This is a genomic window from Bradyrhizobium sp. USDA 3650, assembly GCF_054057395.1.
In genome coordinates, this window is sequence record NZ_JBSRZG010000001.1 from 2,209,480 (window position 1) to 2,233,405 (window position 23,926).

At 65.2% G+C, this 23,926-nt stretch carries 21 protein-coding genes; 7 read left to right on the top strand and 14 right to left on the bottom strand.

Annotated features, from left to right (window positions below; translation table 11 throughout):
* Positions 1–436: 436 nt before the first annotated feature.
* Positions 437–3,427, bottom strand: coding sequence for a pyruvate, phosphate dikinase (ppdK, locus tag ACVIN2_RS10505; RefSeq protein ID WP_456765562.1), 2,991 nt, complete (start codon positions 3,425–3,427; stop codon positions 437–439).
* A 96-nt stretch (positions 3,428–3,523) separates the two neighbouring features.
* Positions 3,524–3,679, bottom strand: a complete 156-nt coding sequence (locus tag ACVIN2_RS10510) for a DUF3096 domain-containing protein (RefSeq protein ID WP_007594951.1) — start codon at positions 3,677–3,679, stop codon at positions 3,524–3,526.
* Between the two features lie 223 nt (positions 3,680–3,902).
* Here ACVIN2_RS10510 and ACVIN2_RS10515 point away from each other — a divergent pair, with 223 nt between their 5' ends.
* Complete coding sequence (locus tag ACVIN2_RS10515) at positions 3,903–4,256, top strand: DUF1236 domain-containing protein (RefSeq protein WP_007594952.1); 354 nt, start codon at positions 3,903–3,905, stop codon at positions 4,254–4,256.
* Positions 4,257–4,525: 269 nt separating this feature from the next.
* On the opposite strand, the gene glyS is transcribed toward ACVIN2_RS10515, so the two are convergent.
* From glyS to ACVIN2_RS10545, 6 genes are all read right to left on the bottom strand, one after another.
* A complete protein-coding gene (glyS, locus tag ACVIN2_RS10520; RefSeq protein ID WP_456765563.1) occupies positions 4,526–6,757 on the bottom strand; it encodes a glycine--tRNA ligase subunit beta in 2,232 nt (743 codons plus the stop codon).
* Complete coding sequence (locus ACVIN2_RS10525) at positions 6,757–7,692, bottom strand: glycine--tRNA ligase subunit alpha (protein ID WP_456765564.1); 936 nt, start codon at positions 7,690–7,692, stop codon at positions 6,757–6,759. Before ACVIN2_RS10525 ends, glyS begins: the two co-directional genes overlap by 1 nt.
* A gap of 135 nt (positions 7,693–7,827) precedes the next feature.
* Positions 7,828–8,019, bottom strand: a complete 192-nt coding sequence (locus ACVIN2_RS10530; protein ID WP_007607173.1) for a hypothetical protein — start codon at positions 8,017–8,019, stop codon at positions 7,828–7,830.
* A gap of 118 nt (positions 8,020–8,137) precedes the next feature.
* Complete coding sequence (locus ACVIN2_RS10535) at positions 8,138–9,046, bottom strand: S49 family peptidase (protein WP_456765565.1); 909 nt, start codon at positions 9,044–9,046, stop codon at positions 8,138–8,140.
* A gap of 211 nt (positions 9,047–9,257) precedes the next feature.
* Positions 9,258–10,028, bottom strand: coding sequence for a tRNA1(Val) (adenine(37)-N6)-methyltransferase (locus ACVIN2_RS10540; protein ID WP_456765566.1), 771 nt, complete (start codon positions 10,026–10,028; stop codon positions 9,258–9,260).
* A complete protein-coding gene (locus tag ACVIN2_RS10545; protein ID WP_007607161.1) occupies positions 10,021–10,248 on the bottom strand; it encodes a putative signal transducing protein in 228 nt (75 codons plus the stop codon). The genes ACVIN2_RS10540 and ACVIN2_RS10545 overlap by 8 nt, the downstream gene beginning before the upstream one ends.
* Before the next feature lie 132 nt (positions 10,249–10,380).
* Here ACVIN2_RS10545 and ACVIN2_RS10550 point away from each other — a divergent pair, with 132 nt between their 5' ends.
* The 5 genes from ACVIN2_RS10550 to ACVIN2_RS10570 all read left to right on the top strand — a co-directional run bounded on the left by ACVIN2_RS10550 (position 10,381) and on the right by ACVIN2_RS10570 (position 15,029).
* Positions 10,381–11,388, top strand: a complete 1,008-nt coding sequence (locus ACVIN2_RS10550; RefSeq protein WP_007594965.1) for a polyprenyl synthetase family protein — start codon at positions 10,381–10,383, stop codon at positions 11,386–11,388.
* A 310-nt stretch (positions 11,389–11,698) separates the two neighbouring features.
* On the top strand, positions 11,699–12,214 hold the full coding sequence (locus tag ACVIN2_RS10555; protein ID WP_456765567.1) for a winged helix-turn-helix transcriptional regulator: 516 nt from the start codon (positions 11,699–11,701) through the stop codon (positions 12,212–12,214).
* 1 nt (position 12,215) lies between these two features.
* A complete protein-coding gene (gene fabF / locus ACVIN2_RS10560) occupies positions 12,216–13,472 on the top strand; it encodes a beta-ketoacyl-ACP synthase II (protein WP_456765568.1) in 1,257 nt (418 codons plus the stop codon).
* A 44-nt stretch (positions 13,473–13,516) separates the two neighbouring features.
* On the top strand, positions 13,517–14,146 hold the full coding sequence (locus tag ACVIN2_RS10565) for a LysE family translocator (protein ID WP_456765569.1): 630 nt from the start codon (positions 13,517–13,519) through the stop codon (positions 14,144–14,146).
* A 7-nt stretch (positions 14,147–14,153) separates the two neighbouring features.
* Positions 14,154–15,029: an alpha/beta fold hydrolase gene (locus ACVIN2_RS10570; protein WP_456769690.1), complete on the top strand. Its 876-nt coding sequence runs from the start codon at positions 14,154–14,156 to the stop codon at positions 15,027–15,029.
* A gap of 115 nt (positions 15,030–15,144) precedes the next feature.
* Here ACVIN2_RS10570 and ACVIN2_RS10575 read toward each other — a convergent pair whose 3' ends face one another.
* From ACVIN2_RS10575 to ACVIN2_RS10585, 3 genes are all read right to left on the bottom strand, one after another.
* Positions 15,145–16,029 (bottom strand): 4-(cytidine 5'-diphospho)-2-C-methyl-D-erythritol kinase, encoded by an 885-nt coding sequence (locus tag ACVIN2_RS10575; protein WP_456765570.1) that lies wholly within the window; start codon positions 16,027–16,029, stop codon positions 15,145–15,147.
* A 28-nt stretch (positions 16,030–16,057) separates the two neighbouring features.
* Complete coding sequence (locus ACVIN2_RS10580) at positions 16,058–17,860, bottom strand: tetratricopeptide repeat protein (protein WP_007594974.1); 1,803 nt, start codon at positions 17,858–17,860, stop codon at positions 16,058–16,060.
* Positions 17,861–18,196: 336 nt separating this feature from the next.
* Positions 18,197–19,858 (bottom strand): electron transfer flavoprotein-ubiquinone oxidoreductase, encoded by a 1,662-nt coding sequence (locus ACVIN2_RS10585; protein ID WP_456765571.1) that lies wholly within the window; start codon positions 19,856–19,858, stop codon positions 18,197–18,199.
* A gap of 135 nt (positions 19,859–19,993) precedes the next feature.
* Here ACVIN2_RS10585 and ACVIN2_RS10590 point away from each other — a divergent pair, with 135 nt between their 5' ends.
* Positions 19,994–20,803, top strand: a complete 810-nt coding sequence (locus tag ACVIN2_RS10590; RefSeq protein ID WP_456765572.1) for a uracil-DNA glycosylase — start codon at positions 19,994–19,996, stop codon at positions 20,801–20,803.
* 123 nt (positions 20,804–20,926) lie between these two features.
* Here the strand turns inward: ACVIN2_RS10590 and ACVIN2_RS10595 are convergent, their stop codons facing one another.
* From ACVIN2_RS10595 to ACVIN2_RS10605, 3 genes are all read right to left on the bottom strand, one after another.
* Positions 20,927–22,435, bottom strand: a complete 1,509-nt coding sequence (locus ACVIN2_RS10595) for a glycosyltransferase family 39 protein (RefSeq protein ID WP_456765573.1) — start codon at positions 22,433–22,435, stop codon at positions 20,927–20,929.
* Positions 22,436–22,533: 98 nt separating this feature from the next.
* Positions 22,534–23,391, bottom strand: coding sequence for a ribonuclease HII (locus tag ACVIN2_RS10600; RefSeq protein WP_456765574.1), 858 nt, complete (start codon positions 23,389–23,391; stop codon positions 22,534–22,536).
* A 77-nt stretch (positions 23,392–23,468) separates the two neighbouring features.
* Positions 23,469–23,924: a VOC family protein gene (locus ACVIN2_RS10605; protein WP_456765575.1), complete on the bottom strand. Its 456-nt coding sequence runs from the start codon at positions 23,922–23,924 to the stop codon at positions 23,469–23,471.
* Positions 23,925–23,926 lie beyond the last annotated feature (2 nt).

Sequence of the window (23,926 nt, forward strand, 5' to 3'; positions counted from 1 at the left end):
ACGCTACGCTTACGCTAGAAAAATCGAGCCGCAGTACATCCGTGCAATTCGATCTTTATCGTGAGTATCTAATTTAGGTTGCCGGGGCGTTAATCGGCGTTGCGCAGGCGGCACACGCAAGCAATCGCAGGTGTTTTCACGGGGTGATGATGCACGTTGGTAAACGCGCTCTCACGCGACGAGGTAAACAATCGGTCAACGCGAATGGTGAAGGAACTCTTGCGCGCACGTGTCATTACGAGACGCGCGATGAGTTCCCGGTGTTGCAAACGCGTCATTGCGAGCGCAGCGAAGCAATCCAGACTGCCGCCGGGGTAAGATTCTGGGTTGCTTCGCTGCGCTCGCAATGACGGCGTGGAAAGAGCGGTGCGCAAAATGAAAGAGGCGGGGTTTGCCCCGCCTCTTTCGCTCTCAACATTTCAACTCGCCGCTTAGCTTACGCCTGGCTCGCCACCGCCTTGCCGAGCGCAGCTTGCGCGGCGGCGAGGCGGGCGATCGGAACGCGGTAGGGCGAGCAGGAGACGTAGTCGAGGCCGATCGCGTGGCAGAAGGCGACGGAGGCAGGATCGCCGCCGTGCTCGCCGCAGATGCCGACCTTGAGCGAGGCGCGCGTCTTGCGGCCGCGTGCGACGCCGATCTTGACGAGCTCGCCGACGCCTTCCTGGTCGAGTGCGACGAAGGGATCGATCGGCAGGATACCCTTGGACACGTAAGTCCCGAGGAAGCTCGCAGCGTCGTCACGGCTGATGCCGTAGGTGGTCTGCGTGAGGTCGTTGGTGCCGAACGAGAAGAACTCGGCGCTCTCCGCGATCTCGGCCGCGAGCAGGCAAGCGCGCGGCAGCTCGATCATGGTGCCGACCTGATAGGTCAGCTTGGTGTTGGTGTCGCGCATCACCGCCTTCGCGGTGGAATCGATGCGCGCCTTGACGAGGTCGAGCTCCATCTTGGTGGCGATCAGCGGCACCATCACCTCGAGGCCAACGGCCTTGCCGGTGCGCTTCTCGGCCTCGACCGCCGCTTCGAAGATCGCGCGCGCCTGCATCTCGGCGATCTCGGGATAGGCGATCGCGATGCGGCAGCCGCGGAAGCCGAGCATCGGATTGAACTCCGACAGCTCGCGCGCGCGATCGGCCAGGCGCCGTGGGTCGGTGTTCATGGCGCGGGCCACTTCCTCGACCTCGGCATGGGTGTGCGGCAGGAACTCGTGCAGCGGCGGATCAAGCAAACGGATCGTGACGGGAAGGCCCTTCATGATCTCGAACAGCTCGACGAAGTCGGCGCGCTGCATCGGGAGCAGCTTTGCCAGCGCAGCGCGGCGCGACTGCTCGTCCTCGGAGAGGATCATCTCGCGCACCGTGCGGATACGCGTCTCCTCGAAGAACATGTGCTCGGTACGGCAGAGGCCGATGCCTTCCGCACCGAACTTGATCGCGGTGTGCGCGTCCTCCGGCGTGTCCGCGTTGACGCGCACGCCGATCTTGCGGACCTGGTCGGCCCATTTCATCAGCGTGCCGAACTCGCCGGACAGCTCGGGCTCGATCATCGGCATGCGGCCGGCGAGCACCTGGCCGAGCGAGCCGTCGATGGTGATGACGTCGCCGGTCTTGAAGGTGCGCGAGCCGATGCTCATGGTGCCGCGGCCGTAATCGACGCGGATGGTGCCGCAGCCGGAGACGCAGGGCTTGCCCATGCCACGCGCGACCACCGCGGCATGCGAGGTCATGCCGCCACGGGTGGTCAAGATGCCTTCGGCGGCGTGCATGCCGTGGATGTCTTCGGGGCTGGTCTCGATCCGGACCAGAATCACCTTGCGACCGTCGGCCTGAAGCTTTGCCGCTTCGTCCGAGGAGAACACGATCTCGCCGGACGCCGCACCCGGCGAAGCCGGCAGGCCGGTCGCGATCACGTCGCGCTTGGCGTTGGGGTCGATGGTCGGATGCAGCAGCTGGTCGAGCGATGCCGGGTCGATCCGCGTCACCGCTTCCTTCTTGGTGATCAGGCCTTCATTGGCGAGCTCGACCGCGATGCGCAGCGCCGCCTTGGCAGTACGCTTGCCGCCGCGGGTCTGGAGCATCCAGAGCTTGCCCTGCTCGACCGTGAACTCCATGTCCTGCATGTCGCGGTAGTGCTTCTCGAGCAGCGTGTAGATCCGCGTCAGCTCCTTGAAGGCCTCCGGCATCGCCGATTCCATCGACGCCTTGTCGGAGCCCGAGTCCTTGCGCGCTTCCTCGGTGATGTCCTGCGGCGTGCGGATGCCCGCGACCACGTCCTCGCCTTGCGCGTTGATCAGGAACTCGCCGTAGAGCTTGCTCTCGCCGGTCGAGGGATTGCGCGTGAAGGCAACGCCGGTCGCCGAGGTCTCGCCCATGTTGCCGAACACCATGGCCTGCACGTTGACCGCGGTGCCCCAGGATTCCGGAATGTCGTGCAGCCTGCGATAGGTCACCGCGCGGGCGTTCATCCAGGATGAAAACACCGCGCCAATCGCGCCCCAGAGCTGGTCGTGCGGATCCTGCGGAAAATCCTTGCCGGTTTCGCGCGCGACCGCGTCCTTGTACTTGCCGACCAGATCGACCCAGTCGTCGGCGGTGAGATCCGTGTCGAGCGTGTAGCCCTGGCTGTCCTTGAAGGTGTCGAGGATTTCCTCGAAATGATGATGCTCGAAGCCGAGCACCACGTCCGAATACATGGTGATGAAGCGGCGATAGCTGTCATAGGCGAAGCGGCGATCGCCCGACAGTTCCGACAGCGCTTCCACGGTCTCGTCGTTGAGGCCGAGATTGAGCACCGTGTCCATCATGCCCGGCATCGAGGCGCGGCCGCCGGAACGCACGGAGACGAGCAGCGGGTTCCTGGAATCGCCGAAGACCTTGCCGGTCAACTTGCCGACATGGTCGAGCGCCTTCTCAACCTGCGACTTCAATTCTTTCGGATAGGATTTGTCGTGCGCGTAGAAGTAGGTGCAGACCGAGGTCGGGATGGTGAAGCCAGGAGGCACCGGCAGCCCGAGATTGGCCATCTCGGCCAGGTTGGCGCCCTTGCCGCCGAGCAGGTCGCGCATCTCCGCTTTGCCCTCGGCCTTGCCGTCGCCGAACGTGAACACCCACTTGCCGGCCTTGGCCGCAACAGGCACGGCCTTGCTTGAAGCAGCCTTGCTCGGTGCCGGCTTCACGGCAACCTTCGGCGCAACCGGTTTCGTCGGTGCCTTAGCAACAGCCTTGGAAATCGACTTGGAAACCGACTTGGCGGCAGGCTTCACAGCCGGCTTGGCAGCAGCCTTGGCAACCGGCTTAACAGCGGCCTTGGCCACTGGCTTCGGGGCGCGTTTGGCAAGTGCCTTGCGGGCCGCCGGCGCGGCTTTCGCCTTGGCGGAGGACTTTGATTTCGCTGGCATTTTCGCTGAAGTTTTCGAGGCGGCTTTGGCCATAGCTTGCACACAACCTGCGAGAGGAATGGGTAATTGCGGGCCTTACACCACTTTGGGCAGGTCCGCGCAAGTCGAAGAGTTCCGTAGAATGAAGGCCTAGAGATGGAGCCACTTCAACAATCCGAGCCCGATCGCACCATTTATGATGAGAAAAATCGCGACGATCAGGTTCAGCAGGCGCGGCATGATCAGGATGAGCACACCCGCAAGCAGCGACAAGATCGGCGAGATGTGGGCGACGGTGATGTGCATGAATTTTCTTTCCGTGGGGTGGGGGCGAATCGCGGCGGGATCATAGCGGACTGAGTTCCGCGGGTAGAGACGCACTGGGCGCGCACGAGTTCCCGGCTCCGCGAAAACAGCCCGAAAATGCCGCGAATGCGGCGGGCGTTTTCCGGAACATCGCGGAGACGCATGCATTGGCAACCGGTCGCGCCATCGGCGCTTCCCGAAAACCTTCTCGAAGGAGTTGCCCATGCGGAACAGGATTCTTGCTCTTGCAGCGCTCGCGGCCGCGATCGGTTCGCCCCTTGCGGCGCAGGCGCAAAGCAGCGTCACCGTGGGACGCGCGCCCGTCGTCGTCGACAGCGGCCCGACCATCGCAGTCGAGCAGCGGCCGGCTTTCCGCGACTATGTCGTCGAACAACGTGTGCCGGCTTTCCGCATCCCGGATCGCGTGGTGGTCGGTGCCACCTTACCTGAAAGCGGCGTCACCTATTATGACGTGCCGCAGCGTTTCGGCGCCACCACCTATCGCTATACCGTCGTGAACGGCGAGACCGTATTGGTCGAGCCGCGCTCGCGGCGCATCGTCGAGGTGATGGACTAGCGCTTTCAGGGATCGACTAGGTGTCCGGCGCGTCACATCAATCAGGCTGACGCGAGCAGTAGAGTCGGACATCAGGCCCCGCCCGGTCCTCCCCCCGCCGGGCGGGGCTTTTTGTGTGGGCACTCTTCGCGCATAGGGATTGCGGCCACCAACTCCGACCTCATGGCCGGGCTTGTCCCGGCCATCCACGCGTCTCCACGAGCGAAGAAGGACGTGGATGCCCGGGACAAGCCCGGGCATGACGGTGTTCAGTTGCGCCAAAACCGCGATCAATCCTGGATCTTCGAGAAATCCGCCACCGCACGCGTGGCGCTGCGGATCTCGTTGAGCAGCTTCAACCGGTTCTCGCGCACCTTCGCATCCTCGTCGTTGACGCGAACTTTCTCGAAGAACGCATCGACCGGCGGGCGCAGCTTGGCCATCGCACTCATTGCAGCAGCGAAGTCTTCCTTCGCGACAGCAGCGCTTGCCTCCGCCTTCACTTCGCCGATCGCCTTGGCCAGCGCCTTCTCCTCGCCGAGACTGTAGAGTGCAGCATCGGGCGCCCCGTCGAAGCTGCGCTTGTCCTTTTTCTCCTCGATGCCGAGGATATTGCTCGCGCGCTTGATGCCGGCGAGCAAATTCTTGCCGTCGTCGGTCTCGAGGAATTTGCCGAGCGCCTCGACGCGGCGGACGATCATCAGGAGGTCATCCTGGCCGCCGAGCGCGAACACGGCATCGACGAGATCGTGCCGCGCGCCCTGCTCGCGGAGCTGGACTTTCAGGCGGTCGGCGAAGAAGGTGATTACATCTTGGACCACCGCCTGGAAATGCTCCAGGCCGCTCTCCAACACGCTATCCGAACGAGCGATCTCGCGTGCGCGCTGTGCCAATTTTTCAGACAGTCCTGGAACAACAAAGTCCAGCGACGCCGCCTTCTTTGCGACCATGTGCTCGAATGTGGAAAGCGTGCGCTCTGCGAAAAAGAGTGAGTGGAATATGGCAAGCTGATAGAGAGGCAGTCGGAGCTCATTTTCGACAATCAGCCTGATCACACCCAGCGCCGCGCGACGCAGCGCATACGGGTCCTTGCTGCCCGTCGGCTTCTCGTCAATCGCCCAAAAGCCGACGAGCGTGTCGAGCTTGTCCGCGAGCGCCACAGCAATACTGACCGGATCAGTCGGCACACGATCAGAAGGGCCTTGAGGCTTGTAGTGCTCCTCGCAAGCCGCGGCGACAGAGGCGTCCTCGCCCTGGGCCAGCGCGTAGTACTTGCCCATCAGGCCCTGCACCTCGGGGAATTCGCCGACGACCTCGGTCAACAAATCCGCCTTCGCCAGATGCGCGGCCCGCGTCGCCTTGGCGACATCGGCGCCGACCAGCGGCGCGATCTCGGCGGCGAGGCGTTCGATGCGCTTGATACGCGCGGCCTGGGTGCCGAGCTTCTCGTGGAACACGATCTGCTCGAACTTCGGCAGCCGATCTTCCAGCTTCGTCTTCAAGTCCGTCTCATAGAAGAACTTCGCGTCCGACAGGCGCGGACGGATCACGCGTTCGTTGCCGGCGACGATGGTCTTGCCGCCGTCGGGCGCCTCGATGTTGGCGGTGAGAACGAACTTGTTGGTCAGCTTGCCCGTCTTGGCATCCCTGACGACGAAGCACTTCTGGTTGTTGCGGATGGTGGCGCGGATCACCTCTTCGGGGATCGCGAGATATTCTTGCTCGAACGATCCCATCATGACGACGGGCCATTCGACCAGGCCGGACACCTCGTCCAGCAGCGCCTGGTCCTCGACCAGTTCGAACCCTTGCGCGAAGGTCAGCTCCTTGGCGTCGGCGAAGATGATGTCCTTGCGCGCCTGCGGATCGAGGATGACTTTTGCGGCCTTCAGCTTCGCTTCGTAGTCCTCGAAGCGGCGCACGGAAATCGCAGCCGGCGCCATGAAACGATGGCCGTAGGTGGTCTGGCCGGCCTCGATGCCGTCCACCGAGAATTTGACGACATCGGGCTCTTCGGTCTCGGGCCCGAACGTCGCGGTGATCGCGTGCAGCGGACGCACCCAGCTCAGCGAGCCCGGCTTGCCGGAGCGCGCGCCCCAGCGCATCGATTTCGGCCAGGGGAAGGTGCGGATGATCACGGGAAGGATTTCCGCGAGCACGTCGATCGCGTCGCGGCCGGGCTTCTCGATCAGCGCGATGTAGAAGTCGCCCTTCGGGTCGCGCTGGATCTTGGCCTCGTCCAGCGACGTCAAACCCGTCGCTTTCAGAAAACCCTGCACGGCCGCGTCGGCCGCGCCGATCTTCGGTCCGCGGCGTTCGGTCTTCAGGTCAGGCTGGCGCGCAGGGATGCCGTGCACGGTCAGCGCAAGGCGGCGCGGGGTCGCGAAAGCCTTCGCGCCCTCGTAGACGAGGCCTTCGGCGACGAGCTTGTCGGTGACCATGCGGCGCAGATCGTCGGCCGCCTTGGCCTGCATGCGCGCGGGGATTTCTTCGGAGAACAGTTCAAGCAAAAGATCGGGCATCAGGCCGCTCCGCCCGCTTCAGTATGTATCCAGGCCTCGCCGCAAGCCTTTGCCAATTCGCGCACGCGAAGAATGTAGCTCTGCCGCTCCGTCACCGAGATCACGCCGCGCGCGTCGAGCAGGTTGAACACGTGGCTCGCCTTGATGCACTGGTCATAGGCCGGCAGCGACATCAGATGGGCCTCGCGCTTGCCATCTTTCCAGCCGGCCTCGAGATATTTCCGGCAGGCAGATTCCGCCATCTTGAATTGCTCGAACAGCATCGCGGTGTCGGCGACTTCGAAATTGTGCTTCGAATATTCCCGCTCGGCCTGCAGGAAGACATCGCCATAGGTGACCTTGGCGTCACCGTCGCGGCCGTTGAAGTTGAGGTCGTAGACGCGATCGACGCCCTGCACGTACATCGCGAGGCGCTCGAGCCCGTAGGTGAGCTCGCCCGCGACCGGCGCGCATTCGACACCCGCGACCTGCTGGAAATAGGTGAACTGGCTGACTTCCATGCCGTCGCACCAGCACTCCCAACCGAGGCCCCAGGCGCCCAGAGTCGGGCTCTCCCAATCGTCCTCGACGAAGCGAATGTCGTGCACGGCGGAATCAATGCCGATCGCGGCGAGCGACTTCAGGTACAGCTCCTGAAGGTTCGGCGGCGATGGCTTCATGATCACCTGGAACTGGTAGTAGTGCTGCATCCGGTTCGGATTCTCGCCGTAGCGGCCGTCCTTGGGCCGCCGCGAGGGCTGCACATAGGCCGCGTTCCAGGGCTTTGGCCCGAGCGCGCGCAGCGTAGTCGCCGGATGGAAGGTACCCGCACCCATCTCCATGTCGTAGGGCTGCAGGATCACGCAGCCCTGCTCGGCCCAGAACCGCTGGAGCGCGAGGATGAAACCCTGGAACGAGCGTTCCGGGCGCATATGGGCGGGCAAGGAGGCGTCCATCGTCAGATCGGGCTCTCGCGGGGGGTTGAATCGCGCGGGACCGTATCGACGGCAGGGGTCGGAATCAAGGTGAAGGGGTTGAATGGCGTCATTCCGGGGCGATGCGAAGCATCGAACCCGGAAGAAAGACGCCGGCTAACCCGGCCGATAGGCTCCGGTCACCGGATCCTGTTTCAGGGTCTGGACGGCCCCCCTATGGGCGGCCTCGGCGACGCGTGAGAGGCGCATCTCCTCCAGCTCCTGGTTGATCCTGACAGCGGTCTTGTAGGCCCAGCGGACCACGGCAAGCCCGCCCAGGACGCCCGCGAATGCGACGAACGGCGGCATCGGTCGTTCCTTGTTCACAATGCTCAGCCCCCACGCGCATTCTTGCGCAGACCGGGCCGCGCCGCAATTGGCACGGCTTCAAGTCTCCTTGGGGCCAAATGGCGCGGCAGGGCTCCGCCTAGAACCCGAATTTCGCCCAGATCGCGCGCGTCTCCACCGCCGAGATCAGGTCGTCCGGCAGGCCGGCCATTGATTCCAAGGCCGAAAGCTGCCCCGCGCCGGGCGATTTCCGGCCCAAAAGGCCGGAGAGCAGACCGGTCGGCTGGGCAATCACGGGGGTGAGAACCTTCTCGCCAAAGCGGGCACGAAGAGTTGAGCGGAGATCGCCGATGCTGTCGGCGAGCCCGAGCGCGATCGAACTCCCGCCGGCCCAGTATTCGCCCGTGAACAGCGTGTCGTCGGAGCCCTTCAACCGCGCGCCGCGGCTCTCCTTCACCAGCGCGATGAAGATCTGGTGGATCTCGCGCTGGAGCGCCTTCAGCTTGGCGACGTCGTCAGGATTTTCAGGAAGAAATGGGTCGAGCATCGCCTTGTGCGCGCCGGCGGTGTAGAGACGCCGCTCGATGCCGAGCCGCTTGATCGCCTCCTGGAAACCAAAGCTGCCGCCGACCACGCCGATCGAACCAAGGATCGAGGACGGATCGCAGATGATCTCGTCGCCGGCGCAGGCGATCATGTAGCCGCCGGAGGCCGCGACGTCCTCGACGAACACCAGCACCGGCAGCTTCTTCTCCGCCGCGAGTTGCTTGATGCGCAGGTAGATCTGGCGCGACTGCACCGGCGACCCGCCGGGCGAATTGATCACCAGCGCCACCGCCTTGGCGTTACGCGTCGAAAACGCCCGCTCCAGCACCCGCGAAACGGTCGCGAGCGTCATGCCCGGGCGCAGCGGCGTCACTGCCCCGATCACACCGGACAGCCGCACCACCGGCACCACGGCCGTGCCGGGACGGAAGCGCGCCGGCAGATATTGCATGAGCTTGTCGGCCAGGCCGGAACTCTCACGATCGTTCAATTGTTCGGCCATGCCGTTACCTCTGATTAACTATTTCTTATCACGCGACTGTCATTGGAAGGGCCCGGAACGTGTTTTGCAGAAACCCCGTTGAGAGGCTGCAATGGGCCAGCGGAGAACACCATGAAAATCTATCTGCTGATGCTGCTGATCGGTGCGCTGTTCATGGCGATCCGCCTGACGACTCCGCAAGAGCAGCAGTCGGAATCGCTTCCGCAATAGCTCAGCACGGTTCCACCAGGGGTAGAACCGCCCTTCCCTCCAGAATATCCATCACCTCTTTTTTGGGCACGCGTGACTCCTCGTTGAGGACGAGGCCCGGCAACAATCGTGCCGGAGCCCTTCCGCCCTTGATTGCGCGCACCAGCACCCGGATCGCGAGCCGCCCGGCTTCAGCGTGAACCGGCAAAATCGCGAGACTGCCGAAGCCGCGAGACAGCGCCGCCAGAACCTCCGCGATGCCATCTGCGCGCCAAATCAATGTCAGCGCGCCGTGCGATCGGAGGATGCGCCGCGCCGCATGCACCCAGGCATTCAGCGTCTCATCCGTCGCCACATGCGCGATCTGGCGCGCCTGATCGGGCGAACCGCGATGGCGAGCGGGATCGTTGAAGGGCGGGTTCATCAGCACCACGTCGACGCTGTCCGGCGCGAGCCCGCTCGCCGCAAAGGCCTGCGCGTCCGCGGTGACGTCGAGCACGATCGTCTCGGCGGCAATCGCATTCGCTGCCGCATTGGCGCGCGCAAGCTCCGCCAGCTCGGGATCGATCTCGACCAGGCCGAGCCTGATCCCGGCAACGCGCCGAGCCAATGCAAGACCCGCCGTGCCGATGCCGGCGCCGAGATCGACGACACGGTCGCCCGCCCTCGCCTCCGTCGCCGCCGCGAGCAGAATGGCATCGTGCCCGGCGCGATGGCCGGACCGCTTCTGCTTCAGCCGCAATTGCCCGCCAAGAAAGGCGTCCTCGGTGAGGTCTGCCGGGGCTTCACTCATCGCCGCGCAGTTCGTGGCTGAGGCCGGCCTCGGTCAGAAGCTGCCGGGCCTCGATGGCGTCGTCCTCGTGGACCAGGATCCGCCGCGGCAAAATGCCGAGCGAGCCCTCGATGATGCTCATGTTCTGGTCCAGCACCAGATGATGGATGTTGGCGCCGTCGAGCAGCGCGCCGATCGCCGACACCAGCACCATATCGTTGGTCCGAACCAGTTCTCGCAAAACACAGGCCTCCTGCCTGACGGGGATTAAGCGCCAAATGTCAATGGTTCCACGGCCCTTGCCGCATCCCCGTCCAGTTTCTATGGTCTTTCCATCAGAATAGCCCTTCCGGGGCAAATATTGGAGACCGGCGTGGCCGTCATCGTACCTTTCGAAACTCCCGGCGCGTCGATCGAAGAGCTGGTTGCCCTTGTCGCCGGTGACATGGAGCGCGTCAACGCCACGATCCTGTCGCGGACCGGTTCGGACGTGACCATGATCCCGGAGGTCGCCAACCATTTGATCTCCTCCGGGGGCAAGCGCCTGCGGCCGATGCTGACGCTGGCCATGGCCAACCTCGCCGGCTACACCGGCGACGGCCATATCAAGCTCGCTGCCAGCGTTGAGTTCATGCATACCGCCACCCTGCTCCATGACGACGTCGTCGACGAGAGCGAGATGCGCCGCGGCAAGCTGTCGGCGCGCATGCTCTGGGGCAATGAGGCGAGCGTGCTGGTCGGCGACTTCCTGCTCGGCCAGGCCTTCCGCATGATGGTCGAGGTCGGCTCGCTCCGCGCGCTCGACATTCTCTCAGCGGCCGCCGCCACCATCGCCGAGGGCGAGGTGATGCAGCTTGCCGCCGCCAAGAACACCGCGACCACCGAAGACGAATATCTCGCCGTGATCCGCGGCAAGACCGCCGAGTTGTTCGCGGCCGCCTGCGAGGTCGGCCCCGTGATCGCCAACCGCCCGAAAGCAGAGCAGACCGCCTGCCGCTCGGTCGGCATGAATCTCGGCATCGCCTTCCAGCTCGTCGACGACGTGCTCGACTATGGCGGCAAGAGCGCCAAGCTCGGCAAGAACACCGGCGACGATTTCCGCGAGGGCAAGATCACGCTGCCCGTCGTGCTCGCCTTCCGCCGCGGCAACGACACCGAGCGCGCCTTCTGGATCCGCGCGCTCGAGCGCGGCGAGATCGGCGACACTGACCTCGACCACGCCATCGGGCTGATGAACAAGCATCGTGCGCTCGAAGACACGCGCAGCCGCGCCCAGCACTACGGCGCCATGGCGGTGGACGCGCTGGCGCTGTTCCCGTCCTCACCGATGAAGAGCGCGCTGGAGCAGGTCGTGGCGTTCTGTCTGGCACGGTCGCATTAGGGCGCGCGTCTTCGGTGTTCTACCCGCACCCGTCTCGGTGACGGCCGCTACGGCGTCCACTGAAATCGTATTGCCGCTGCGGCATAGCCATCGTCATTGCGAGCGAAGCGAAGCAATCCAGAGTCCCCCCTTGGAAAGATTCTGGATTGCTTCGCTCCGCTCGCAATGACGGAGCAAGGAGCGCAGGCTCGCTCGCCAACTCGCATCCGGATCACGGAGACAGTTTTGCAGTCCCGCACCTCGTCCTCCCGTGCGGGGAAGTTGCCCCTTGTCACTTGCATTTTGAAAGTTACCTCCCTACTTTCGAACCATGCAGCCCAAATCCCCCTCCATCCAGGAATGTCCGGTCGGCCGCGCCGTGGAGACGGTCGGCGAATGGTGGAGCATCTTGATCCTGCGGGATGCGTTCCAGGGCGCAACGAAGTTCGACGAATTTTCGCAAAGCCTCGGGATCGCGCCGAACATCCTGTCGCGGCGGTTGGCCCATCTCACCGAAAGCGGCATGTTCGTCCGCCGCCGCTATCACGAACGGCCGCCGCGCTACGAATATGTGCTGACGGACAAGGCCCGGGACTTCTTCCCCGTGGTCGCAACCCTGCTCGCCTGGGGCAACAAGCATCTCGCACCGAAGGGCGAAGCCATCCTGCTCGCGAACCGCTCCGATCGTCGTCCATTCAATCCGGTCGTGGTCGATGCCGCCGACATGCAGCCGATCACGCTCACCAACGCGGTCATCATCGCCGGTCCCCGCGCGAGCCGCCTCATGCGTAAACGGCTGACCTCGCTCAAAGCCATGAACCCGGCCGTCGCGCCGGCTGGAGACTGACATGCGTCGTATCGTCGTGACGGGAATGGGCGTGGTATCGCCGCTTGGCTGCGGTGTCGAGCTGTCCTGGCGCCGGCTGCTGGCCGGCCAAAGCGGGCTGCGCCCGCTGCCGGAATGGTCGCAGGCGCTGCCCGCACGCATTGCCGGCCTCGTGCCCGACAAGGCCGATGACGCAGACGGCGGCTTCGATCCCGCGCAGGCCGCCGCGCCGAAAGACCAGCGCAAGATGGACCGCTTCATCCTGTTCGCGCTGCTCGCCACCGCAGAAGCGGTTGCGCAGGCCGGCTGGAAGCCGCAGGACGCGGCAGCGCAGGAACGAACCGCGACGATCATCGCCTCCGGCGTCGGCGGTTTTCCGGCGATGGCGGAGGCGGTGCGCATCACCGAACAGCGCGGCCCGCGCCGGCTGTCGCCGTTCACGATCCCCTCCTTCCTCGCCAACCTCGCGGCCGGCCACGTCTCGATCAAATACGGCTACAAGGGAGCGCTGGGCACACCGGTCACGGCGTGCGCCGCCGGCGTTCAGGCGATCGGCGATGCCGCGCGCATGATCCGCGCGGGCGAGGCTGATGTGGCGATCTGCGGTGGCGCGGAAGCTTGCATCGACATCGTCAGCCTCGGCGGCTTCGCCGCGGCCCGCGCACTGTCGAGCGGGTTCAATGACGCGCGCGCCTCGCGCCCGTTCGATCGCGATCGCGACGGTTTTGTCATGGGCGAAGGCGCCGGCATCCTGGTGATCGAGGAGCTGGAGCATGCGTTGGCGCGCGGCGCGACGCCGATCGCGGAGATCGTCGGATACGGCACGACCGCCGACGCCTATCACATGACATCGGGGCCGCCTGACGGCGACGGCGCCCGGCGCGCCATGGAGATCGCGCTCCGGCAGGCCAAGCTTGCGCCTGCGGATTTGCAGCACCTGAACGCGCATGCGACGTCGACGCCGGCCGGCGACGAGAGCGAGCTTGGCGCGATTGCCGCGCTGTTCGGCCGTCACCGCGGCATCGCCGTGAGCGCAACCAAATCGGCTACCGGCCATCTGCTCGGTGCCGCCGGCGGCCTGGAAGCAATCTTCACCGTGCTCGCCCTGCGCGACCAGATCGCACCGCCGACGCTCAATCTCGAAAACCCCGATCCCGCCGCTGACGGCATCGACATCGTCGCCGGTGCGGCGCGCCCGCTACCGATGCAGCACGCGATCTCGAACGGGTTCGGCTTCGGCGGGGTGAATGCCAGCGTGATCTTCCGCCGGATGGGCTAGGCAAGAGGGCTTGCAATCGCGGCAAGCTGCGCTACCAAAACAGGATGATCAACACGAATTTCTGGCTGTTCCTGGCCGCCGCTTGTCTCATCGCCGCCGTTCCCGGCCCCGGCATTTTCTACGTCGCGGCACGGACCCTATCGGAAGGGCGCGGCAGCGGTTTTGCATCCACCGCGGGCACCGCGCTCGGCGGGCTGGTTCATGTGGTCGCAGGCAGCCTCGGCATCTCTGCGATCATCCTTGCCAGCGCCGAGCTGTTTGCCGCCGTGAAATTTGTCGGCGCACTCTATCTGGTCTGGCTCGGCATCAGGACTTTTCGCAACGCCGGTGCGCTGTCATTCGACAGCGAGCCAGTCGGCGACAAGCAAGCCTTTCGCGACGGCGTGCTGGTCGAGGCGCTGAACCCGAAGACCGCCGCATTCTTCCTCGCCTTCATTCCGCAGTTCCTCGACCCGGCGGGATCGAACCCGACGCTGCAATTCATCATGCTGGGTGCAATTTCGGTGACGCTGAACACGCTCGCCGATATCGTTGTGGTGCTGATGGCCTCCGCGACACGCACGCAGTTGATCGGAAGGCCGCATTTGATGCGACGTCTCACCCAGGGCTCCGGCGTCTTCATCGCAGGGCTCGGCCTGTCGCTCGCACTGGCGCGGCGGCCCGCGAATGGATAGCGCCACCATGCTCGCCCCGCAAAGCCGCATCTACGAGTCTCACGGCCTGCGGCTGCACTATGCCGACTGGGGCAACGACGCCGCGCCCGTAGCGGTCCTGGTTCACGGCGGCCGCGATCACTGTCGGAGCTGGGACGTCATCGCCCGGTCGCTACAGCCACATTTTCACGTGGTCGCACCCGACCTGCGCGGTCACGGCGATTCCGATTGGACCAAAGGCGGCAGCTACGCACTGACGGAGTATGTGTACGACCTCGCCCAGCTCGTCCGTGCCGTCGCAGCGCCTCAAGTCACTCTCGTCGGCCATTCCATGGGCGGCATGGTCAGCCTGATCTTTACGGGGGCATTCCCCGAACAGGTCGCGAAGCTGGTCGTGCTCGACGGCGTGACGATGCTGCCGGATACACCAAAACCGCCGGTGCATGAGCGCATCGGCAAATGGGTCGGTCAGCTCGACAAGCTGCACGACCGCGCACCGCGCCGCTATTCGACCCTCGAAGACGCTGCGGCGCAGATGGTCCTTCACAACAAGCGGCTGTCCCGCGACCTCGCGCTGCATCTCGCCACCTACGGCGCGCGGCAGAACGAGGACGGCACCTATAGCTGGAAGTTCGATCCCTACCAGCGCGCCTCTGCGCCGCACCGGCTCTGGCCGGACGATCACATCGCGCTGTGGTCGCGCATCACCTGTCCGACGCTGCTCCTGAATGCCGGCGAAAGCTTTCTGGCTGGCGCGAGGGCCGCGGGCCTGGAGCGCTACTTTCCGCAGGCGCGCGTCGAGACCATCGCCGGCGCCGGACACTGGCTGCAACATGACAAGCCGCAGGAGGTGTTGGGCGAAATCCGGCGGTTTCTCGGACTGGCGGAGGAAAGCGGCGGCTAGCTCAACTGCCGTAGCCCGGATGGAGCGTAGCGCAATCCGGGACCGCCGCAGCCGAACCATCCCGGATTGCGCTTCGCTCCATCCGGGGCTACCGGCACCGTCGTCGGCGAAATACCTAGCTCAGCGTCCCCGCGTGCACCCACCAACCGGAATGATCCCTGCGGATCTTCTCGGCGGCGGCATGCGCCTCGGCAAATGCGCCATAGATCGCAAAGCACGTCGCACCCGAGCCGGACATGCGGGCGAGCTTGACGCCGGCGGAGCCACGCAAGGCTTCCAGCACGTCGCCGATGACAGGCTCGATGCGCATCGCAGGCGCTTCGAGATCGTTGGCGACGGTCTCGAGCGTATCGACCCAATCGGCAATGGAGGCGCCCTCGCCCGGCCAGGCCGGTCCGTCGAAGACGGACGTGGCGCCGACCAGGAGTTCGCCGTTGCGCAGGCCCAGCGCCTGAAACACATCCTTGGTCGCGACCGGCACGCGCGGATTGACCATCACGCAGGGCATGCTCGGCAACGCGAGCGGCAGCAGCTGCTCGCCGACACCGGTCATGTCACAGGCACGCGAGAACAGACACACCGGCACGTCGGCACCGGTCGCAAGCGCAACCTTCTGGAGGCGGGCGTCGTCGAGCGACAGATCGTTGAGCCGCGCCAGCAACCGCAGCGCCGCAGCGGCGTCGGCCGAGCCGCCGCCGATGCCGGCGGCGACCGGGAGCACCTTGTCGAGCGCGAAGGCGCCCAGCTTCAGGTTCGGGACGGCTTCGGCCAGGAGCTTGGCCGCCTTGAACACGAGGTTGTCGGCCATATCGCCGCAGGCCGCCGCGAGCGGCCCCGTCGTGGTGAGCTTCAGTTCGCCGCCGGCCTCCAGCGTGAGCCGGTCGGCGCAGTCGGCAAAGGCGACCACGCTTTCGAGATCATGATAGCCGTCTGCACGACGACCGACCACGCGAAGGCTCAGATTGACCTTCGCGCGCCCTTCTTCAATCAACGCCGGCATAGACGACACGCCCCCAACTTCAACTCACTCAGCCGCCCTTGCCGTCGTCCTTCTTCTTCTCCTTCTCCGCCTGCGCAGCCGAGGAGTTCGAATTGTCGTCGGTCATACCGTTTGCAATCTTGGCCTCGATCTTCGGAAGTTCATCCGCTTCGGGCTTGAGATCGCGGGCGTGCGCCCACTGGAACTTGGCTTCCAGCGTACGGCCGACGCGCCAATAGGCGTCGCCAAGGTGATCGTTGATGGTGGGATCCTCGGGCTTGAGGTCAATGGCGCGCTCGAGGTTCTTCACCGCGTCCTCGTAATTGCCAATGCGGTAATAGGCCCAGCCGAGGGAATCGACGATGTAGCCGTCATCCGGGCGCTGCTCGACCGCCCGCTTGATCATCTTCATGCCTTCGTCGAGATTGATGCCCTGGTCGATCCAGGAATAGCCGAGATAGTTGAGGACGTGCGGCTGGTCGGGCTGCAGCTCGAGCGCCTTCTTCATGTCGGCTTCCGCCTTGCCCCACTGCTTGGAGCGCTCCTCGCAGATGCCGCGATAATAATACCAGACGCTGTTGGCCTTGTCGTTGCCGGCCGGCAGCACGTCGACCCCTTGCGAATAGGTCGCGCCGCATTCGCCGAACTTCTTGCGGCCGCGCTCGATGTTGCCGAGCGCCATGATGGCTTCGAGATCCTTGGAATCCTCAGTGGTGACGCCCTTGAGGATCTTGATCGCCTCGTCGGTGCGGTCGGCGGAATCCAGATCGATGGCGAGCTGGATCTGGGCGTTGCGCTTGAGCGGCGAGGACGCCGGCACCCGCTCATAGACCTTGATCGCCATCTGCGGCCGCTTCACCGATTCATAGAGATCGGCGAGCGAGAGCAGCGCCAGGGGATGGGTGGGCTGAAGGTAGAGCGAGAGCTGGAGATAGACCAGCGCCAGATCCTCGCCGCCGCGGCGGGTCAGTGTGGCGCCGATGCCGTAGAGCGCTTCTGCGGCGCCGGCTTGCGCGCTATCGACCAGCGGCGGCATCTTCTTGCCGGCCTTGGTGTCGCGCAACCCTTCCACGATCAGCGGATGGCGGGCGAGCTTCTTGTCGAAAGCCTGGTAGACCGTGGTCGCGGCGGCCGAGTCCTTGTTGCGCGACAGCCAGCGCGCATAGGCCTCGGTGACGCGCAGCATGGAATCGTCGAGCTTGTAGGCGCGCTCGAACCGGGCGCCGGCGTCTTTCTCCTTGCCAGCGAGCTCGAGGATCATGCCGGCATGGAGATCCTTGAACAGCGGATACCATTCCGGACCAGCCAGCTTGTCGATCGTGGCGACACCGCCCTTGGCATCGCCCGCACCATAGGCGGCCCAGCCCGACAGCAGAGTGGCGACGAGATCGGTGATCGGACCGCGGATCGACTGGTTGATGTTGGTCTGCGCGGTCGCGTACTTCTTGAACTTGAGATCGTGCACGCCGACGACGAGGCGCGCAACGCGGTTGGTCTTGTCGATGGTCAGGATGCGCTCGGCGAGCTTGACGGCCTCATCGATGTCGCCGTCGGCAACCGAGGAGATGAAGGCGCGGTCGAGCAGCTCGTTGTTCTTGGGATCGGTGCGCAGGGCCGAGCGATAGAACGCGGCGGCGGAGGCCGCATCGCGCTCGACGCTGGCGTGGCGGGCGGCGAGATAGCTGCCGGAAGTGGTCAGCGCCTTCAGATCGTTTCGGGTCGGAAACTGCGCCGCCGTGTCGGACGGATGATCCGGCGTCTGCGCCAGGACCCTGCCGGGGACCGTCGCGATCGCTGTGCCCATGAGGGCGATGGCGGCAACAGTCCAGCGGTTGAAACGATTTGAAAACATCAGGGCTCGCCTTGAGTTGGTAGTGCCTGGGTCTGAAGAAGGCCGTATCGCATGCGAACGCGGCCGGTGGCATGGGGACCCGGAACCGTCGGGCCGACAATGCCGCTTTTGGCGCTTCACCGCAAGGATTCGGGCCGGACGATCCCCTCCGCACGCCCCAAATCGACCAAGTGACCGGTCAAGAGCGCCCCAAGACGCCGCCAGTATGGCCTTATCGTGACCACGGACCGCGACCGCGGCCGGGTTCTCACGCGAACGTGCGTCGCAGGGCCAAGGTCACGCAATATTGGTCGCCCTTGGGCCTTGGTCACCTGGATCGTGGCTTGCTGACCCCGCCTACATCGCCTCGTAGTTCGGACCGCCGCCGCCCTCCGGGGGAACCCAGGTGATGTTGCCGTTGGGGTCTTTCACGTCGCAGGTTTTGCAGTGGACGCAGTTCTGAGCGTTGATCTGGAAGCGCGGACCCGAACCTTCCTCTATCCACTCATAGACGCCGGCCGGGCAATAGCGATTCGACGGACCTGCAAACACGTCATGCTCGGAGGTCTTCTGGAGGTTCATGTCCGTAACCTTGAGATGGACCGGCTGGTCTTCCTCATGATTGGTATTGGACAGGAACACCGACGAGAGCTTGTCGAAGGAAATCTTGCCGTCCGGCTTCGGGTAGGTTCTCGGCGCGTGGGTCTTGGCCGGATCGAGCGTCGCACGATCGGGCTTCGCGTGCGACTGGGTGCCGAACAGCGAACCGCCGAACAGCGTGTTGCACCACATGTCGAAGCCGCCGAGCGCAACGCCGAGCACCGTGCCGAACTTCGACCACAACGGCTTGACGTTGCGGACCAGGAACAAATCCTTGCCGACCGAGGAGGAGCGCCAGGCGTTCTCGTAGTCGACGATCTCGTCATTGGCGCGATCGGCGGCAATGGCGGACGCAACGTGCTCGGCGGCGAGCATGCCCGTGCCCATCGCGTTGTGCACGCCCTTGATGCGGGGAACGTTGACGAAGCCGGCCGCGCAGCCGATCAGGGCGCCGCCGGGGAAGCTGAGTTTCGGGACCGACTGATAGCCGCCCTCGGTGATGGCGCGCGCGCCATAGGCGAGCCGCTTGGCGCCTTCGAAGGTGCTGCGAATCGAGGGATGCGTCTTGAAACGCTGGAACTCGTCGAACGGTGACAGATACGGGTCATCGTAGTTGAGATGCACGACGAAGCCGACGGCAACGAGGTTGTCGTCGTAGTGATAGAGGAACGAGCCACCGCCGGTCTTCAGATCGAGCGGCCAGCCGAACGAATGCTGGATCATGCCCTTCTGGTGCTTGGCGGGATCGATCTGCCAGACTTCCTTGAGCCCGATGCCGAACTTCGCCGGCTCGCTCTTGGTATCCAGCGCGAACTTCGCGATGAGCTGTTTAGTCAGGCTGCCGCGCGCGCCTTCCGCGAACAGCGTGTACTTGCCGAGCAATTCCATGCCACGGGTAAAGGAGTCCTTCGGCTTACCGTCCCGGCCGATGCCCATGTCGCCGGTGGCGATGCCCTTCACCGCGCCCTGCTCGTCATAGAGCACTTCGGCGGCGGCAAAGCCCGGATAGATCTCGACGCCGAGGGCCTCTGCCTTGCGCGCCAGCCAGCGGCAGACATTCCCCAGCGAGCCGATATAGCAGTGATGGTTGTCCATCAGCGGCGGCATGATGAAGTTAGGCAGCCTGATCGCGCCACCGCCCGTCATCCAGTAGAAGCGGTCGTCCTTCACCTGGGTCTTCAGAGGGCAATCGGAATCCTCGCGCCAGTCCGGGATCAGCTTGTCGAGCCCGGCCGGATCGATCACGGCGCCGGAGAGAATATGCGCACCGACCTCGGAGCCCTTCTCCACCACGACGACGTTGAGATCGGCATTGATCTGCTTCAGCCGGATCGCTGCAGCCAGACCCGAGGGGCCGGCGCCGACGATGACGACGTCGAATTCCATGGATTCGCGCGGGGGAAGTTCTTCGGTGCTCATCTGATCTCAGCCCTTGAGACGGTCCTTGGTCGATTGCGCCCTCTTGTTTCCGATTTTTCCGGGTAGGACAACCTCGGAAATGCGTTTCGCCGGGGTGCAAGGCGCCCCAAACTGGACTAATAGTCAGACTTTCCAATGATCCCAGAACCCGCACCCACGGTCCGAGAGCTTCTCGCCTTCTATTTGGAGGCCGGAGTCGATTGCACGCTCGCGGAGGAACCGATCGACCGCCTGGCGGAATTGGATGTTCCACCTCCGGCCCCGCGCGCGCCACCTCCGGTCGAAGCCCCACGGCCGGCCGCCGCACCGGCAGTGTTGCGCGGCGAGGCGGCCCCCGCGCCCGACATCGCGATCGCGTCGGCGCGCGAGGCCGCACGCACCGCGCCGACCTTGGAGGCGCTGCGCGAGTTGATGCAGAGCTTCGACGGCTGCGCGCTGAAGCACACCGCGACACGGCTGGTTTTCGCCGACGGTAATCCGCAGGCGCGCATCATGTTCGTCGGCGAGGCACCGGGCCGCGACGAGGACATCGAGGGGCTGCCCTTCGTCGGGCGCAGCGGCAAGCTGCTCGATTTGATGATCGGAGCCATAGGCCTCAACCGCACCACGGCCTACATCGCCAACGTGATTCCCTGGCGGCCGCCCGGCAACCGCACGCCGACGCCGCAGGAGACGCAAATCTGCCTGCCGTTCATCCAGCGCCAGATCGAGCTGGTGAATCCGGATGTGCTGGTGACGCTCGGCAATCCCTCGACGCAGACGCTGCTGTCGACCCGCGAAGGCATCATGCGCACCCGCGGCCGCTGGTTCGACTACGAGACGGGCGCGCGCACCATCCGCGCGCTGCCGACCTTCCATCCCGCCTATCTGTTGCGCTCGCCGTCGTACAAGCGGCTCGCCTGGCAGGATCTCCGCGCGATCGCGAAGGTGCTGGCGGGCGCGTGAGGAGGCGTACGACCTCTCCCCGTCATTGCGAGCGCAGCGAAGCAAATCCAGAATCTTTCCGCAGAGGGATACTGGATTGCTTGGTCGCAAGGGCTCCTCGCAATGACGACGAAGAGCGAGCGACTACGTCCCCTTCGGCCGCACGATGGCCCAGCCGATGCGCAGCAGTTGCTGGCGTCCGGTCACCAGCCATTCGAAGGCGCGCGGGACTTCCGGGACGATGCCGGGAAAGCGCGCGAGGATGTCCGGCGGCGGGGTGCCGGCGGTATCGGAGGCGCGCCAGACCACGACGCCGCCGGTCTCGCTGAATTTGGCCTGATTGATCCACGGCGTGCGTGAAGGCTGGGCATCGATGAAGAGATGGGGCCGGCCGGAATGCAGCGTGATCAGGCTGGCAAGCTGGGTCTCGCCGGCGACCGCGCGCAGACGATGATTGGTGCGGCGAGCAAAGCTCTCGTCGAAGAAGTCCGAAATCGCGCGCGCCGGCATCGAGGTCGCGATCTCGTTGGCACCGGTCCACGGCAGGAGCAGGACGGCGAGCACGACGCCGATTGCGGGCGCGATGACGGCGGCCGCCCAGACCATCCGCAGCATCCTCGCGCGGCGCATCGCGATGAGATCGCCGGCCCCCACGACCACGGCAAGCCCCGACAACACTAGCACGACGCCGGCGCCGCCGACGACCGCGTCGAGGCCCAGCAGGCCGGAGATCAGCACCGCGCCGAGCGCCGGCGCCAGCGCGAAGAAATAGACGAAATTGCGCGCAAGCGGCTCGACCGGCGGGCGGTAGATGATCGGCGCCTCCTCGCTCTTGGGAACGAACAGGCCGGTGTTGAGCACGGTCAGCGCCGGGATCGCCGCCGCGCCGAGCAGGAGCCCCCCGAGCAGCCAGGCCGCGTGCAGCGCGCGGGCATTGAGCTCGCTGACCGCAGGCAAGGCCGGCAGGACGAGCACCTCGGCGCGCATCAGCCAGACGGCATAGGGCAATGCCAGCACGGCGACGACCACCAGCGCAAACAGCGGGTCGAATGCGCGCAGCGTGCGGCGGCCGTCCGCGGTTGCGAGTGCGAAGACGACAATCAGCAACAGCAGGAAGATCGCAGCCGGCGTCGTCAGCAGCAGGAGGCCCGCCTCGATCGACCAGGCAAACCAGGCGTTGCCGCGGCGCTGTCCGATGATCTGCCAGGAATGCAGCAGCAGCAGTGCCCAGAGCGGCCGCGCCAGCACCAGCGGGCCGAAGTCGAGTACGGGCGAGGAGAAGGCCAGCAGCGTCATGGTCAGCAGCACGGCCAGCACAGCCTGCTGGGGGCCGACCACCGCGCGGGACAGATGATAGAGCGCGATGAAGGTCGCGACCCCACAGAGCTCCGCCAGGATGTAGACGCCGAACACGTGGCCGCCGGCAGCGCGATAGGCGATGTCGGCGAGCCAGACCGGCAAGGGCGGGCCTAAATCAGTGCCGACCTGGTATTCGCGGCCGAAGGCCAGCAGCGTCGCGAGGCTGCCGGGCGGGCTGCGATAAAACACCAGCGCCACGAACAGCCACATCGCGGCCTGGAGCAGCACGGCGATCCAGACGATCAGCCGCGGCCGCGCGCGAATGAGCTCGATGACCAGGGAGGTAAACCGCATGCAACGTCCGAAAGATGCAGCCAACCCGTGAAGCCGGCCCTATTCGCTCACGACTATTTTGATAGAGGGCGCGACGCGTCGTGGCAACCGAGTCTCGTCTAGAGATTTGCCGCCGTGTCGACTTCCAGGCTCGTGTCCACCTGCAGCTCGATCTCGGTCACCGCAAATAGATCCTGCGCCGGCTCGACCGTCCAGGGCATGTGCTTGGCGCGGGCGGCGGCGACGGGGGCAAAGAAGCTGCGGTGGTGGACGGTGGGGCCGAGGCGGTTGAGCGCGTCGAGGTGCTCAGGCACGGCGTAGCCCTTATGCTGCTCGAAACCGTAGCCGGGACAGTCCTGAGCCAGCGCGCACATCAGGCGGTCCCGCGTCACCTTGGCGATGATCGAGGCCGCTGCGATCGACAGGACGATGCCGTCACCGCCGATCACGGCCTCGCAATCGCATGCCGTGTCGAGCCGGTCGCGGCCGTCGACGAAGACGTGCCGGGGCTGCTCGGGCAATGCCACGACGGCGCGCTTCAGCGCCCATAGCGAGGCGCGCAGGATGTTGTCGCGGTCGATGCGGGCGCGCGAGGCGACGGCCACCGAGACCTGGGCGGTGGCGCAGATCTTGTCGAACAGCCTTTCGCGCTCCTCGGCGGTCAGGCGCTTGGAATCGTCGATGCCGCGTGGGATGCGGTCGGGATCGAGAATCACCGCCGCCGCCACCACAGGACCGGCCAGCGGCCCGCGGCCGGCCTCATCGCAGCCCGCCACCGGCCAGACGCCGCGCTTGATCAGCGCGCGCTCGCGGCGGAAGCTTGGGGCGACGATGATGGCGCTCTTGGTGCCGGCCAGCGCCTTGGCAATTTTTTTCGGCGCAACCTTCTCGTTCTTAGGCGCAGCCTTCTTGTTCTCAGGCGCAACCTTCTTGGACGCGCCTTTGGCCGGCTTCTTGGCGGATTGATCCCGAATCATGGCCGGGATCGTGCGCAAGCGGCATGGCCTGCGCAACCGGGAACCTCGAACAATTCCCGTTATTCAAGTCAGCCGCCCTATTCCGCCAGATGCACCCGCCGGTCCTCGCCGACTTCGATGCCGGGCGCGGCCACGACTTCCCAGGGATGGCCGTCAGGATCGGCGAAATAGCCGGAATAACCGCCATAGTCGGTCTCATGCGCGGCCTTCAGCAGCGCGGCGCCCTTGCTGACGGCGAAGGCCAGCACCGCGTCCACCTCCTCAGGCGCGCGGCAGTTCCACGCGAGCGTCATGCCACGAAACGTCGATGGCCTCGGATGATCCGGCAATTTGGCGTCGACCGCGAGCTGATCCCAGGGAAACAGCGCGAGCACCGGACCGCCGGTGTCATAGAACGCAACGGCCTCGCCGGTCGCCTTGAGCCGGCGCGAGAAACCAAGCGCGTCGTAAAAGGCAATGCTGGCGCGGATGTCATTCACGCCTAGCGTAATGACGGTGAGCCGCGGGATTGGAGCTGGCAGTTCCTTGCTCATAC

What these genes read in the sequence shown, in the direction of transcription:
- ppdK (WP_456765562.1), bottom strand. Translation starts at nt 3,427, where the DNA reads ATGGCCAAAGCCGCCTCGAAAACTTCAGCGAAAATGCCAGCGAAATCA.
- ACVIN2_RS10510 (WP_007594951.1), bottom strand. Translation starts at nt 3,679, where the DNA reads ATGCACATCACCGTCGCCCACATCTCGCCGATCTTGTCGCTGCTTGCG.
- ACVIN2_RS10515 (WP_007594952.1), top strand. Translation starts at nt 3,903, where the DNA reads ATGCGGAACAGGATTCTTGCTCTTGCAGCGCTCGCGGCCGCGATCGGT.
- glyS (WP_456765563.1), bottom strand. Translation starts at nt 6,757, where the DNA reads ATGCCCGATCTTTTGCTTGAACTGTTCTCCGAAGAAATCCCCGCGCGC.
- ACVIN2_RS10525 (WP_456765564.1), bottom strand. Translation starts at nt 7,692, where the DNA reads ATGGACGCCTCCTTGCCCGCCCATATGCGCCCGGAACGCTCGTTCCAG.
- ACVIN2_RS10530 (WP_007607173.1), bottom strand. Translation starts at nt 8,019, where the DNA reads ATGCCGCCGTTCGTCGCATTCGCGGGCGTCCTGGGCGGGCTTGCCGTG.
- ACVIN2_RS10535 (WP_456765565.1), bottom strand. Translation starts at nt 9,046, where the DNA reads ATGGCCGAACAATTGAACGATCGTGAGAGTTCCGGCCTGGCCGACAAG.
- ACVIN2_RS10540 (WP_456765566.1), bottom strand. Translation starts at nt 10,028, where the DNA reads ATGAGTGAAGCCCCGGCAGACCTCACCGAGGACGCCTTTCTTGGCGGG.
- ACVIN2_RS10555 (WP_456765567.1), top strand. Translation starts at nt 11,699, where the DNA reads ATGCAGCCCAAATCCCCCTCCATCCAGGAATGTCCGGTCGGCCGCGCC.
- fabF (WP_456765568.1), top strand. Translation starts at nt 12,216, where the DNA reads ATGCGTCGTATCGTCGTGACGGGAATGGGCGTGGTATCGCCGCTTGGC.
- ACVIN2_RS10565 (WP_456765569.1), top strand. Translation starts at nt 13,517, where the DNA reads ATGATCAACACGAATTTCTGGCTGTTCCTGGCCGCCGCTTGTCTCATC.
- ACVIN2_RS10570 (WP_456769690.1), top strand. Translation starts at nt 14,154, where the DNA reads ATGCTCGCCCCGCAAAGCCGCATCTACGAGTCTCACGGCCTGCGGCTG.
- ACVIN2_RS10575 (WP_456765570.1), bottom strand. Translation starts at nt 16,029, where the DNA reads ATGCCGGCGTTGATTGAAGAAGGGCGCGCGAAGGTCAATCTGAGCCTT.
- ACVIN2_RS10580 (WP_007594974.1), bottom strand. Translation starts at nt 17,860, where the DNA reads ATGTTTTCAAATCGTTTCAACCGCTGGACTGTTGCCGCCATCGCCCTC.
- ACVIN2_RS10585 (WP_456765571.1), bottom strand. Translation starts at nt 19,858, where the DNA reads ATGAGCACCGAAGAACTTCCCCCGCGCGAATCCATGGAATTCGACGTC.
- ACVIN2_RS10590 (WP_456765572.1), top strand. Translation starts at nt 19,994, where the DNA reads ATGATCCCAGAACCCGCACCCACGGTCCGAGAGCTTCTCGCCTTCTAT.
- ACVIN2_RS10595 (WP_456765573.1), bottom strand. Translation starts at nt 22,435, where the DNA reads ATGCGGTTTACCTCCCTGGTCATCGAGCTCATTCGCGCGCGGCCGCGG.
- ACVIN2_RS10600 (WP_456765574.1), bottom strand. Translation starts at nt 23,391, where the DNA reads ATGATTCGGGATCAATCCGCCAAGAAGCCGGCCAAAGGCGCGTCCAAG.
- ACVIN2_RS10605 (WP_456765575.1), bottom strand. Translation starts at nt 23,924, where the DNA reads ATGAGCAAGGAACTGCCAGCTCCAATCCCGCGGCTCACCGTCATTACG.